Source organism: [Mycobacterium] fortunisiensis (assembly GCF_019050325.1).
In the GTDB taxonomy this organism is placed as follows: Bacteria; Actinomycetota; Actinomycetes; order Mycobacteriales; family Mycobacteriaceae; genus Mycobacterium; species Mycobacterium fortunisiensis.
Genome location: NZ_VOMB01000023.1, coordinates 231,042 through 243,495 on the forward strand (window position 1 = coordinate 231,042; position 12,454 = coordinate 243,495).

Genomic DNA, 12,454 nt, shown 5'->3' on the forward strand with positions numbered 1-12,454 from the left:
GCCCGGAGGCGGGCTACCAGGTGGCCTCGCGAATGTATTCGCCGATCTGGCGCAGCGAGCGCCTGGCTTCGGACACCAGCGGCGAGGCGAGCTGGAAGACGTGCATCTGACCGGGCCAGATGCGCAGTTCCACCGGGACTCCCGCCGCGGCCAGCATGTGCGCGGCTTTTCGCGCATCGCTGAGCAGAACCTCTGAGCCCGAGGCATGGATCAGGGTCCGCGGCAGGCCGGGCTCGATGTGATCGAGCGGCTCGTAGACGTCCTCGCCCTGGCGCTTGGCGGCGGCCTCGACGAGCTCGACGAGGGCGTCGAACGCCCGGGCCGGGAACATCGCGTCGGAGTGGATGTTCGGGTGGTTGGCCCGGGTCTCGTTGTCGATCTCGAACAGCGGCGACATCGTCACCAGGGCGGCGGGCAGCTCACCGTCCTCGAGCAGCCGCTCGGCCAGGGCCAGCGACAGGTACCCGCCGGCGGAGTCACCGGCCAGCACGATCTGGTCCGGCCGGTAGCCGGTCAACCGCAGCCACCGGTAGGCGTCGTAACAGTCCTCCAGGGCGGTACCCACCGAGTGTTTGGGGACCATCCGGTAATCGACCACCAGCACCGGGCTGTCGGCGTATCCCGACAATGCGGTCACGATGCCGGAGTGCGTGTTGGCCCCACAGGTCAGGAACGCGCCGCCGTGCAGGTACAGGATTACGCTGCGCTTCCCGTCGGCGGGGAGCACCCCGTCGGCCCGCACCAGCTGCGCGGTGCAGTTCGGCAGCGCGATGGTGGCCTTGATGGTGCCGGGCGCCGGGCGCAGCAGCCGAGCAGCGAAATTGACGAGGCCGAAAGGCCACGGCAAATGCGGCGCACGGCTACCGATCGCCAAGGTCGGTTTGATTGTCAGCATCGCTGCCAGCGAAGCCAATCGGCCGGCCAGGCTCGGTCCGTCCTCGACCACCTCGACGGGCGCGCCGTCACTGACCGGGAACCTACCCCCGCGATGGGGTCTAGCTGGGCTTATGCCAGCGTAATGCGACCTGGTTACCTTGCTCGGTGCGGTCATTGTCACCACTTCCTACGTCTTTGTAGTGCTAGGTGAGCTTCGTCACTAGACAACCCGGGTAACTTAGCTTGACATCTGTAAACAGTTCAACAGTCAAATAAACTGAATTGATACCGGACTTGATACAGCACCGTGATCGCCATCGATGTTCCGCCACGCGGAGAACCCGCCACACCCGTCCTAAACTGACGCTGTGGGCACATCGCGTCGGTCGACCGTCGCCCTCGCCGCTGTGGCGACGCTGGCGTCTACGGGCTATATCGGAGCACGCAACCTGCTGACCGGGCAGGCTGACAAGGCCCGTCAGGTCATCCCGAAATCCTGGGACATCCCGCCCCGTGCCGACGGTGTCTATCTCCCCGGCGGTGGCCCCGTGCAGAAGTGGGAACGCGGGGTCCCGTTCGACGTGCACCTGATGATCTTCGGCGACTCCACGGCCACCGGATACGGCTGCCGGGTCGCCGACGAGGTGCCGGGGGTGTTGATCGCGCGCGGGGTGGCCGAGCAGTTCGGCCAGCGAATCCGGTTGAGCACCAAGGCCATTGTCGGCGCCACCTCCAAGGGGCTGTCCGGTCAGATCGACGCCATGTTCGTGGCGGGCCCGGCGCCGGACGCCGCGGTGATCATGATCGGCGCCAACGACATCACCAAGCCCAACGGCATCGGCCCGTCGGCCCGCCGCCTCGGCGCCGCGGTGCGCCGGCTGCGCTCGGCGGGGGCCGTCGTCGTGGTCGGCACCTGTCCGGATTTCGGGGTGGTCACCGCCATCCCCCAGCCGTTGCGGGCCTACACCCGCCGCCGCGGTCTGCGGCTGGCCCGCGCCCAGGCCGCCGCGGTCCGCGCTGCCGGCGGGGTGCCGGTACCCTTCTCGGACCTACTGGCCCCCGACTTCTACAAAGCCCCTGACCTGCTGTTCTCCGAGGACATGTTCCATCCGTCGGCCGCCGGCTATGCCCTGGCCGCCAAGCAGTTGCTCCCGGCGTTGTGCGGCGCCCTGGGCGAATGGGACGGCGACGCAGCGCTGGAATCCGGCGCCGCCGACGGATCGGACTGGCTGTCCCGGCTGGGCGGCGTGAGCAGGCTGTGGCGCCGCTCGACCGGGGTGCCCGCGCCCGTGGTGGTGCCCGCGGGTTAGTTTCACAGCTGAGTTTTCCAAGCCACCGATGAGCAGGAGCCGTCATGCCTGAAGCCGTTATCGTCGCCACCGCCCGCTCGCCGATCGGCCGGGCAAACAAGGGATCGCTGGTCAGCATGCGGCCCGATGACCTGGCCGCCCAGATGGTCAAGGCCGTCCTGGACAAGGTGCCCGCGCTGGATCCGCGCGACATCGACGACCTGATCATGGGTTGTGGTCAGCCCGGCGGCATGTCGGGCTTCAACATCGGCCGCACCGTCGCGGTGCAGCTGGGCTACGACTTCCTGCCGGGCACCACCGTCAACCGCTACTGCTCGTCGTCCTTGCAGAGCACCCGGATGGCCTTCCACGCCATCAAGGCCGGTGAGGGCCACGCGTTCATCTCCGCCGGGGTGGAGACCGTGTCGAACTTCGCCAGCGGCAACGCCGACGGCTGGCCCGACACCAAGAACCCGCTGTACGCCGACGCCATGGCCCGCTCGACCAAGGCCGCCGAGGGCGCCGAGGAGTGGCACGACCCGCGCGAGGACGGCCTGCTGCCCGACGTCTACATCGCCATGGGCCAGACCGCCGAGAACGTCGCGCTGCACACCGGCATCAGCCGGGAGGACCAGGACCACTGGGGCGTGCGGTCGCAGAACAAGGCCGAGGAAGCCATCAAGAGCGGCTTCTTCGAGCGTGAGATCGTTCCGGTGACGCTGCCCGACGGCACCGTGGTGTCCACCGATGACGGCCCCCGCGCCGGCACCACCTACGAGAAGATCAGCCAGCTCAAGCCGGTGTTCCGGCCCAACGGCACCATCACCGCCGGCAACGCCTGCCCGCTGAACGACGGCGCCGCCGCACTCGTGGTGATGAGCGATGTGCGGGCCAAGGAGCTGGGCCTGACCCCGCTGGCCCGGGTCGTGTCGACCGGTGTGTCCGGCCTGTCACCGGAGATCATGGGCCTGGGCCCGATCGAGGCCGTCAAGAAGGCGCTGGCGCAGGCCAAGATGAGCATCGGCGACATCGACCTGTACGAGATCAACGAGGCATTCGCGGTGCAGGTGCTCGGCTCGGCCCGGGCGCTGGGCATGGACGAGGACAAGCTGAACGTCTCCGGCGGCGCGATCGCGCTGGGCCACCCGTTCGGCATGACCGGTGCCCGGATCACCGCCACGCTGCTGAACAACCTGCAGACCCACGACAAGACCTTCGGCATCGAGACCATGTGTGTCGGTGGCGGGCAGGGTATGGCGATGGTGGTGGAGCGCCTCTCCTGATGTGCCGTTGACTCTGCGGTGAGGGCGCAAAAGTACGAGTAACCCGCGTCCTCACCGCAGACTCAACGCAAAAGAAAAAGGCGCCCGCAATCGCGGACGCCTTTCTCGGGGCAGGGTTGCTACTCGCTGTTGAAGTACGACAGCAACCGCAGAATCTCGATGTACAGCCAGACCAGGGTCACGGTCAGGCCCAGGGCGATGCCCCATGCGGCCTTCTCCGGCGCACCGGCGCGGACCATCTGGTCGGCGGCGTCGAAGTCGATCAGGAAGCTGAACGCCGCCAGGCCGATGCACAGCAGCGAGAAGCCGATCGCCAACATGCCGCCGTCCCGCAGGCCCAGGCCGGCACCGCCGCCCACGCCGAAGATCGCCAGCACGAAGTTGAGCAGCATCAGGGCCAGCACACCGAACAGGCCGGCCACGATCATCCGGGTGAACTTCGGTGTCACGCGGATGGCGCCGGTCTTGTAGACCACGAGCATGCCGAAGAAGACGCCCATGGTGCCGACGATCGCCTGCGCGATCATGCCGGCCCCGCCGACCGAGGCGACGTTGGCGATGATGAACGACACCGCGCCGAGGAACAGGCCTTCCAGCGCTGCGTAGCTCAGCACGATGGCCGGGCTGTCCTGCTTACGGCCGAAGGTGGCCACCAGGACCAGGGCCAGACCGCCGAGGCCGCCGATCATCGTGAACGGCATGGCCAGCGACATGTTGCCGGCCACCAGGAAGTAGGACACCACCGCGACGGCCGACAGGACGGCCAGGGTGATGCCGGTCTTGGTGACGACGTCGTCGATGGTCAGTGGACGAGAAACGCCGGTCTGCGGCTGCTCCAGGTACTCCTGCGCGTAGGGCTGCGCATGCACCTGCTGTGCACCGAAGCCGGCGGCTCCGGTACCAAATTGTGCGTATCCGCCCTGCGTCTTCGGCAGGCTGCGGAATACCGGGTTGCTGGTTTCGCGCACCGTCGGTTCCTCTCCTATGAGATGTGTTCGAGTACGAACTACTAGCTCAACGATCAATGTTGCGGCGTGGTTCCCGTCGGCTCCAGAAGACTCTCAGGAAACGTCCAGGTTCGATCTTGAGGCAAACCCTACCCGTAGCGCACGGCCCTCGGGAGGCCGAACTAGATTGCATTCTGTGACAGAAAACGAGGACGTCCTAGTAAGTGTCCGCAACGGCGTCGGGATCCTCACCCTGAACCGGCCCAAGGCGATCAACTCGCTCAACGACGCCATGGTCGCCGGCATGTCCACGGCGCTGCACGCCTGGGAGAACGACGACGCGATCCACACCGTGCTGCTGACCGGCGCCGGTGAACGCGGCCTGTGCGCAGGCGGCGACGTCGTCGCGCTCTATCACAGCGCGAAAGCCGGCGGCGCCGACGCCCGCCGGTTCTGGTACGACGAATACCTGCTCAACGCCTATATCGGCAGCTACCCGAAGCCGTATGTGGCGCTGATGGACGGCATCGTCATGGGCGGCGGTGTCGGAGTGGCAGCCCACGGCAGCGTCCGGGTGGCCACCGACACCACCAAGATGGCGATGCCCGAGGTCGGTATCGGCTTCATCCCCGACGTCGGTGGCACCTATCTGTTGTCCCGCACGCCCGGCGCGCTCGGGCTGCACGCCGCGCTCACCGGCGCCCCGTTCACCGGAGCCGACGCGATCGCGATGGGCTTCGCCGACCACTATGTGCCGCACGACAAGTTGGCCGACTTCACCGAGGCGATCGTCGCCGACGGCGTCGAGAATGCGTTGGCCGTCTACGCCGTCGACCCGCCGGCCGGCGGCCTGCAGGAACAGCAGGGCTGGATCGACGAGTGCTATGCCGGTGACACCGTGGCCGACATCGTCGCTGCCCTACGGGGGCATGACGAGCAAGCGGCCCGGGATGCCGCCAACCTGATCGAGACCCGCTCCCCCGTCTCGCTGGCGGTCACACTGGAAGCGGTGCGCCGCGCGGCCAAGCTCGACACACTGGAAGACGTGCTGCGCCAGGAGTACCGGACCTCGTGCGCATCACTGAAGTCACATGATTTCGTCGAGGGCATTCGAGCACAGTTGGTCGACAAGGACCGCAACCCGCAATGGTCCCCGGCGTCGATCGCGGAAGTGACCGCCGCCGACGTCGACGCGTATTTCGTTCCGGCCGACCCTGACCTGACGTTCTGAGGAGCACACATGAGCGAGTTCGAGACCATCCTGGTGACCCGCACCGACCGCGTCGCCACCATCCAACTGAACCGGCCCAAGGCGCTCAACGCGCTCAACAGCCAGGTGATGACCGAAGTGACCACGGCCGCAGCCGAACTCGACCGCGATCCGAGTGTCGGCGCCATCATCGTCACCGGTAACGAAAAGGCGTTCGCCGCGGGGGCCGACATCAAGGAGATGGCCGAGCTGTCCTTCGCCGAGGTCTACGAGGCCGACTTCTTCGAGCTGTGGTCGAAGTTCGCGGCCACCCGCACCCCCACGATCGCCGCGGTGGCCGGGTACGCCCTGGGCGGCGGCTGCGAGTTGGCGATGATGTGCGACATCCTGATCGCCGCGGACAACGCGAAGTTCGGTCAGCCCGAGATCAAGCTCGGCGTGCTGCCCGGCATGGGTGGCTCGCAGCGGTTGACCCGCGCGATCGGCAAGGCCAAGGCCATGGACCTGATCCTCACCGGCCGCACCATCGACGCCACCGAAGCCGAACGCGCCGGCCTGGTCTCCCGACTGGTGCCCGCCGATTCCCTGATCGACGAGGCGTTGGCAGTGGCCGGCACCATCGCCGGCATGTCGCTGTCGGCCTCGCGGATGGCCAAGGAAGCGGTGAACCGCGCCTTCGAATCCACGCTGGCCGAGGGATTGCTGTACGAGCGCAGGCTGTTCCACTCGGCGTTCGCCACCGCTGACCAGAAGGAAGGCATGGCGGCGTTCTCCGAGAAGCGCGCCGCGAACTTCACCCATCGTTAAGGTCGACGGGTGACCGACACCGCCGCAACCGAAGCCGAGAATTCCGAGGCCCCGCCGGACGACGCGGGCAAGCCCATGTGGTGGGCCCGCCACTACACGTTCTGCGGCACTGCGGCGGGGTTGGTGTTCATCTGGCTGTCGTTGACGCCGTCGCTGCTGCCCCGGGGCCCGCTGTTCCAGGGCCTGGTCAGCGGCGGCGCGGGGGCGGTCGGCTACGGGCTCGGCGTGTTCGCGGTGTGGCTGGTGCGTTTCATGCGGTCGAAGGACACCAGCCCGAAGGCGCCGCGCTGGGCCTGGCTGACTTTGGTGGGCGTCGGGATCGTCGGCCAGATCTTGATGATCGTCTACTTCCACATCTGGCAGGACGAGATCCGTGACTTCATGGGAGTGCCGCGGCTGAAGTTCTGGGACCACCCGCTGACCGCGGTGCTCTCGGTCGTGGTGCTGTTCGTCCTGGTCGAGATCGGCCAGTTGACCCGAAAATTGGTGCGTTTCCTGGATCTGCGGCTGGATCGCTTTCTGCCACCGAGGGTTTCGGCTGTGGTGGCGGTGTCGCTGTTGCTGGCGTTGAGCATCGCGCTGCTCAACGGTGTGGTGGTGCGGGTGGCCATGCGCACGATCAACAACACGTTCGCCTCGGTCAACGACGAGACCAACCCCGACTTCGCGGCCCCCACATCGGAATTCCGTTCGGGTGGCCCGCAATCGCTGGCCGATTGGGAGTCGTTGGGGCATCAGGGCCGGGTGTTCGTCTCGGCCGGGCCTTCGGTGGCGGCACTCACCCGGTTCAACGGCGAACCCGCGGTCGAACCGATTCGGGCCTACGCCGGGCTGAATTCGGCCGACGGCATCAAGGCGACCGCCGAGCTGGCCGCCCGCGAGCTCGAGCGCACCGGCGGGTTGGACCGTGCGGTGGTCGCGGTGGCCACCACCACGGGCACCGGCTGGATCAACGAGGCCGAGGCCTCGGCCCTGGAATACATGTACAACGGCAACACCGCGATCGTGTCGATGCAGTACTCGTTCCTGCCGAGTTGGTTGTCGTTCCTGGTGGACCAGGAGAACGCCCGCCAGGCCGGGCAGGCCTTGTTCGAGGCGGTCGACGCGCGGGTGCGGGCCAGGCCGGAGGGCAAGCGGCCCAAGCTCGTGGTGTTCGGCGAGAGCTTGGGTTCGTTCGGCGGCGAGGCGCCGTTCCTGGCGTTGAACAACCTGATCGCCCGCACCGACGGCGCGCTGTTCTCCGGGCCGACGTTCAAGAACACGATCTGGACCACGCTGACCCGTGAGCGTGACGCCGGATCGCCGCAGTGGTTGCCGATCTACGACGACGGCCAGAATGTCCGATTCAGCGCCCAGGCAACGAATCTGGATCGGCCCGATGCCGCGTGGGGCCATCCGCGGGTGGTGTATCTGCAGCACGCGTCGGACCCGATTTCGTGGTGGACGCCGGATCTGCTGTTCACCAAACCGGATTGGTTGCGTGAACCGCGCGGGTACGACGTGTCACGACGGATGGAGTGGATCCCGGTGGTGACGTTCCTGCAGATGTCGGCCGATATGGCGGTAGCGGTGGAGGTGCCCGACGGGCACGGCCACGTGTTCGTCAAGGACGTGGCCAATGCGTGGGCCGCGATCATGCAGCCTCCGGGCTGGACGCCGGACAAGACCGAGAAGCTGCGTCCCCTGCTGTCCAGCAACGAAAACGCCTGACCGCCAGTCGGTTACACCTGGCCGGCGGCCACCAGGGCGTGATAACCACCGATCACGTCGGTGGACCGGTGCAGGCCCAGGTCCAGCAACGCGGCCGCGGCCAGGCTCGAGGTGTAGCCCTCCGAGCACAGGATCACCCAGTAGACGTCGTCATCGACCGCCTGCGGAATCCGCGCGTCACTGGTCGGGTCGCAGCGCCACTCCAGCACGTTGCGTTCGATGACCAGCGCGCCGGGGACCGACCCCTCGACGGCCCGTTGGGCGGCCGGCCGGATGTCGACGAGCACGGCGCCGTCGTGCAGCGCCGCGGGCACCTGCTCGGCCGGCAGTCGGTGCAGCCGGGCGCGGGCCTGCGCGAGCACGGTGTCGATTCGGCTCATCGTCATCCTTCCGGGGCGTCGGTGAGCTCGGTGCGCTTGCGGCGCAACGTGTTCTGTGGCGTCACCTCGTAGTAGGACATCGCGGTCAGCGGCGGCGAATAGGCGTGCACGCTCAGCGTCGGCCCCGAGATGGCGGCCGGGGCGTGCACCACGTCGTGCACCCAGCCCAGCGGGAACGCCGCCTGATCGCCGGCGGCCAGCCGCCGGTTCTTCAACAGCTCGCCGTCCCAACGGGTTTCGCGCAGCGCGCCGGACACCACGGTCAGCGCGCCCAGTGAGCCGCCGTGGTCGTGCAGTTCGGTCGACTTGCCGGGCACCCAGCTGATCAGCCAGACGTCGAGTTCGTCGTCGCCGGACAGTCGGGTGTACCACCGCTCGTGCGTCGGCAAGCCGCGCAGCAGCCGGTCGTAGCGGCCGGACAGCACATCGTCGGCGGCGCGGTCGGTGGTGTGCATCAGATCGGGCAGCCGCAGCCGGGTCGGCGCGGAGACGGCAGGGACGGGCGCCAGTGTGGACAGCATCGGGAGAACTCCAGGAATGACGGCGGAACAGGGCAGACGGGCGCGCTAGCGGGCCCGACAACACTCCTGGAAATCCATCCGTTCCGTCACGGCGGCCAGTGTTGCATAGATTGGCGGCATGCGCAGTTACAGATGGACCTCCCGCTTGACCGTCGGCACCGTCATCGCCGCCGGGCTGAGCCTGCTGATCGGATGCTCGACACAGAACGGCGACCAACAGAAAACCGAGGAGTCCACGGCGTCGTCTCCGCAAGCCACCGCGACCACCGAGGCACCGACCCCGACGGCCGCGCCGGGCGAGGTGGCGGTGTCCCCCGGCGGGGTCACCACCGCCGTCGGCGCCGACGCGCAGTCCACCGAAGAGGAGTACTTCCAGGCCTGTCACGCTGCGAAGGTGTGGATGGAGGCCCAGGGCGGGGATCTCAAGGCGCAGATCGAGCCGTACTTGGCGACCGTGCAGGCGCCCGACGCGGCACCTGGGCCGGGCACCTACAACGTGGCGTGGGCCCAGCTGGAGCCGGCCCGCCAGGCCGCGGTGATCGTCGCGGCGCGGGCCGCCGCCGACGAGCTCTGCAGCTAGTTCGAATCACGCTGCGGTAAATCTCCGGGTCCGGCGTCCTGGGCGGCCACCCAGGCGCGGCCGCGCTCGACGGCCACGTCGAGTGCGCCGAAGATCCGGTCGGTGGCCGGCACGATGCCGTCGTCGCCCAGCAGGTCATCAAGACCGCCCCGGCGCAGCACCTCGGTGGTCGCGCGGTCGACCCCGGCGATGATCAGCCGTCCGTCGTTGGCTTTCAGCTGGCCGGCCCAGCGGCGCAGCGCCTTGATCGTCACCGACGACGGCACGTCGGGCAGCGCCCGCATGCTGAGCACCACCACGGCGTTGGACGTGCCCTCGGCGCGCGGCCAGTCCTCATCGATACGGGCCACCTCGGCGAACAGTCCGACGCCGGCGTAATGCAACACGGTGACATCGTCACTGGCGCACCGCTCGGGCACCGGCGCCTGCTCCCAGCCGCCACCCGGGGCCGGGGTCAGCGCCTGTAGCTGTGCTGCCTTGGCCGCTTTGGCGCAGTAGAGCACCAATGAGGTGATCACGCCGATCAGGATCGCGGTGTGCAACGGCAGCTGCGTGGTGGCGGCGAACGTCACCAGCATCGCCAGCGCCGACAGCGGCGCCACCCGCAGCACCAGTTTGATGTCGGGCAGCCGGCCCACCACGAGCTCGGCGCCGATCACCAGGATCAGCCCGCCGATCACCGGCATCGGGATGATCTCGGCGGCTGACCCGGCCACCAGTACCAGCAGCGCGAGCCAAAGCCCGGCGAATATGCCCGACCACCGGGTCTGGGCACCGGCCGAGGTCGACACCCCGGTGCGGGACAGCGAGCCGCCGGCCGGGAGTGCGCCGAACATCCCGCCGGCCACGTTGGCCGCGCCCTGGGCCAGGAAGTCGCCGTTCATATTGGTGCGGCTGCCGTCGGGGTTGGGCACCGCGGCCGAGATTCCGGCAGCCTGGGCCAGTGCGACGAGTGCCACCGCGACCCCGCCGACGATCAGTTCGGGCATGGCCGCGAAGTTCGGAACAGTCACCGGCGGAAGCGCATTGGCGATCGACGCGATGTCGCCCACGGTTTCGACGTCGACCTTGAACGCCGCGGTCGCGGCCGTCACCACGACGAGGGCCAGCAGGGTCGCGAAGGATTCCAGCGGCTTGATGAAGTGGAACACCGCCCACACCGCGACCGTACCCACTGCCACCGCGACTGCCGCCGGATGCCATAGGCCGACGTGCGCGAGCGAGTCGATGAACTTGCCGATGGTGTTGCCGCTCTGGGGTTTGTAGCCGGTGGCGTCGCCCAGGACGCCGGCGACGATCTGCAGCGCGATGCCGGTGGAAAATCCGGTCATCACGGCGTTGGAGACGAAGTTCATGATCGAGCCGAACCGCAGCAGCCCGAACAGCAGCATCACCGCGCCGACGACAAGGGCCAGGGCGGCCACGTTGGCGGGGTCCTGTGGGTCGAGCCCGGCCTCCTTGAGCACGCTGCGCGAGGTCAGCGCGATGGCACTGGTCAACGTCGTCACCATCAGCACCGTGCGGGCGAACAGCGACCCGATGATGCCGGGCATGATGCCGGCGTAGATGCCGGTGACCGGGTTGAACCCGCCGATGCTGGCGTACGCCATGCCCTCGGGTATCGAGAACAGCCCTGTCACCAGCCCGGCGAGAACATCACGGGGCCTGGGACGACCTAACTTTCGCGCAAATGCCGGCGCAGCCACAGGTCGACCTTGCCACGGATGATTGCGCTACGGGCGATACTGCCGCGAGGTGCCTCAGAATGGACGTATGCGTGTTGCTCTGGTCCTCGGCAGCGGTGGCGCCCGCGGGTACGCGCACATCGGGGTGATCAACGAACTGTGCGACCGGGGTTACGAGGTGGTCGGGGTGTCCGGCTCGTCGATGGGCGCGCTGGTCGGTGGCCTGCACGCGGCGGGCAAGCTCGACGATTTCGCCGAGTGGGCCCGGACGCTGACGCAACGGGCGGTGCTGCGGCTGCTGGATCCGTCGATCAGCGCGGCCGGGGTGCTGCGGGCCGGCAAGATTCTCGACGCGGTGCGCGACATCCTGGGCGAGGCCCTCATCGAAGACCTGCCGATTCCCTACACGGCGGTGGCCACGGATCTGATCGCCGGTAAGTCGGTGTGGCTGCAGCGGGGCCCGGTCGACGAGGCGATCCGCGCGTCGATAGCCATCCCGGGCGTGATCGCGCCGCACGTCCTCGACGGCCGGTTGCTCGGCGACGGCGGCATCCTCGATCCCCTGCCGATGGCGCCGATCGCGGCCGTCAACGCCGACCTGACCATCGCCGTGAGCCTGGCCGGCAGCGAGGCCGGCGGGGTCGAGGCCGAACCCGACACCGGTGCCAAATCGCGGCCCACGACCGAATTGCTGAACCGGGTGCTGCGCAGCACGACGGCGTTGATGGACACCGTGGTGCCGAGCCGCTCCGGTGCGGCGGCCGAGCCGGACCCGGACGACGCGGAGGACGGGGGCGACCCGGACGGCGCGGACGACGGGGACGGCGGGGATGATGCGGCGTCTCCGTTGGTGCCCCGGGAAGAATCAGCGGAAGTGGAACCGGTGGTGCCCAAGCTGGGCAGTTTCGAGGTGATGAACCGCACCATCGACATCGCGCAGGCCGCGTTGGCCCGGCACACGCTGGCGGCGTATCCGCCGGATCGGCTCATCGAGGTGCCGCGCTCGGTGTGCCGCAGCCTGGACTTTCACCGTGCCGCCGAAGTGATCGACGTGGGCCGCGAACTGGCCGCCCGCGCCCTCGACGGCTGATCCCTTCTGCGCCGAAACGGCATTCCAGCAGAGAAAGTGCGAGAAGGCGCCTGCTGGAATGCGGTTTCGGCGGGAA

General features: G+C 68.3%; 12 protein-coding genes. 7 read left to right on the forward strand and 5 right to left on the reverse strand.

Annotation, left to right across the window (positions count from 1 at the left end):
* Positions 1–13: 13 nt before the first annotated feature.
* Positions 14–1,051 carry an alpha/beta hydrolase gene (locus tag FR943_RS21430; protein WP_217160276.1) on the reverse strand — a complete coding sequence of 346 codons (1,038 nt, stop codon included), beginning with the start codon at positions 1,049–1,051 and terminating at the stop codon, positions 14–16.
* A gap of 193 nt (positions 1,052–1,244) precedes the next feature.
* Between FR943_RS21430 and FR943_RS21435 the strand changes: the two genes are divergently transcribed.
* Both FR943_RS21435 and FR943_RS21440 read left to right on the forward strand, forming a co-directional pair.
* A complete protein-coding gene (locus FR943_RS21435; protein WP_217160277.1) occupies positions 1,245–2,186 on the forward strand; it encodes an SGNH/GDSL hydrolase family protein in 942 nt (313 codons plus the stop codon).
* Between the two features lie 44 nt (positions 2,187–2,230).
* Positions 2,231–3,448, forward strand: coding sequence for an acetyl-CoA C-acetyltransferase (locus FR943_RS21440; RefSeq protein WP_217160278.1), 1,218 nt, complete (start codon positions 2,231–2,233; stop codon positions 3,446–3,448).
* A 119-nt stretch (positions 3,449–3,567) separates the two neighbouring features.
* Here FR943_RS21440 and FR943_RS21445 read toward each other — a convergent pair whose 3' ends face one another.
* Positions 3,568–4,416, reverse strand: a complete 849-nt coding sequence (locus tag FR943_RS21445) for a Bax inhibitor-1/YccA family protein (RefSeq protein WP_217160279.1) — start codon at positions 4,414–4,416, stop codon at positions 3,568–3,570.
* 175 nt (positions 4,417–4,591) lie between these two features.
* Here FR943_RS21445 and FR943_RS21450 point away from each other — a divergent pair, with 175 nt between their 5' ends.
* The 3 genes from FR943_RS21450 to FR943_RS21460 are packed head-to-tail and all read left to right on the forward strand — an operon-like array spanning position 4,592 to position 8,122.
* Entirely contained in the window at positions 4,592–5,626 is a 1,035-nt protein-coding gene (locus tag FR943_RS21450) for an enoyl-CoA hydratase/isomerase family protein (protein ID WP_217160280.1), read from the forward strand.
* Positions 5,627–5,635: 9 nt separating this feature from the next.
* Positions 5,636–6,412 (forward strand): enoyl-CoA hydratase, encoded by a 777-nt coding sequence (locus tag FR943_RS21455; protein ID WP_217160281.1) that lies wholly within the window; start codon positions 5,636–5,638, stop codon positions 6,410–6,412.
* Between the two features lie 9 nt (positions 6,413–6,421).
* Entirely contained in the window at positions 6,422–8,122 is a 1,701-nt protein-coding gene (locus FR943_RS21460) for an alpha/beta hydrolase (protein WP_372448204.1), read from the forward strand.
* An 11-nt stretch (positions 8,123–8,133) separates the two neighbouring features.
* Here FR943_RS21460 and FR943_RS21465 read toward each other — a convergent pair whose 3' ends face one another.
* Both FR943_RS21465 and FR943_RS21470 read right to left on the reverse strand, forming a co-directional pair.
* Complete coding sequence (locus FR943_RS21465; RefSeq protein WP_217160282.1) at positions 8,134–8,502, reverse strand: rhodanese-like domain-containing protein; 369 nt, start codon at positions 8,500–8,502, stop codon at positions 8,134–8,136.
* A 2-nt stretch (positions 8,503–8,504) separates the two neighbouring features.
* On the reverse strand, positions 8,505–9,023 hold the full coding sequence (locus FR943_RS21470) for a cysteine dioxygenase (protein ID WP_217160283.1): 519 nt from the start codon (positions 9,021–9,023) through the stop codon (positions 8,505–8,507).
* A gap of 118 nt (positions 9,024–9,141) precedes the next feature.
* Between FR943_RS21470 and lpqV the strand changes: the two genes are divergently transcribed.
* The gene (gene lpqV, locus FR943_RS21475; protein WP_217160284.1) at positions 9,142–9,603 is read left to right on the forward strand and encodes a lipoprotein LpqV; all 462 of its coding nucleotides are present in this window, start codon (positions 9,142–9,144) and stop codon (positions 9,601–9,603) included.
* Here the strand turns inward: lpqV and FR943_RS21480 are convergent.
* Positions 9,600–11,309, reverse strand: coding sequence for a SulP family inorganic anion transporter (locus FR943_RS21480; protein WP_217160285.1), 1,710 nt, complete (start codon positions 11,307–11,309; stop codon positions 9,600–9,602). The genes lpqV and FR943_RS21480 overlap by 4 nt on opposite strands.
* A 67-nt stretch (positions 11,310–11,376) precedes the next feature.
* On the opposite strand from FR943_RS21480, the gene FR943_RS21485 reads away from it, so the two are divergent.
* On the forward strand, positions 11,377–12,378 hold the full coding sequence (locus FR943_RS21485) for a patatin-like phospholipase family protein (RefSeq protein WP_217160286.1): 1,002 nt from the start codon (positions 11,377–11,379) through the stop codon (positions 12,376–12,378).
* Positions 12,379–12,454: the final 76 nt, after the last annotated feature.

Coding starts and splice junctions, on each gene's coding strand:
- FR943_RS21430 (WP_217160276.1), bottom strand. CDS start 1,051: ATGACCGCACCGAGCAAGGTAACCAGGTCGCATTACGCTGGCATAAGC.
- FR943_RS21440 (WP_217160278.1), top strand. CDS start 2,231: ATGCCTGAAGCCGTTATCGTCGCCACCGCCCGCTCGCCGATCGGCCGG.
- FR943_RS21455 (WP_217160281.1), top strand. CDS start 5,636: ATGAGCGAGTTCGAGACCATCCTGGTGACCCGCACCGACCGCGTCGCC.
- FR943_RS21465 (WP_217160282.1), bottom strand. CDS start 8,502: ATGAGCCGAATCGACACCGTGCTCGCGCAGGCCCGCGCCCGGCTGCAC.
- FR943_RS21470 (WP_217160283.1), bottom strand. CDS start 9,023: ATGCTGTCCACACTGGCGCCCGTCCCTGCCGTCTCCGCGCCGACCCGG.
- lpqV (WP_217160284.1), top strand. CDS start 9,142: ATGCGCAGTTACAGATGGACCTCCCGCTTGACCGTCGGCACCGTCATC.
- FR943_RS21485 (WP_217160286.1), top strand. CDS start 11,377: ATGCGTGTTGCTCTGGTCCTCGGCAGCGGTGGCGCCCGCGGGTACGCG.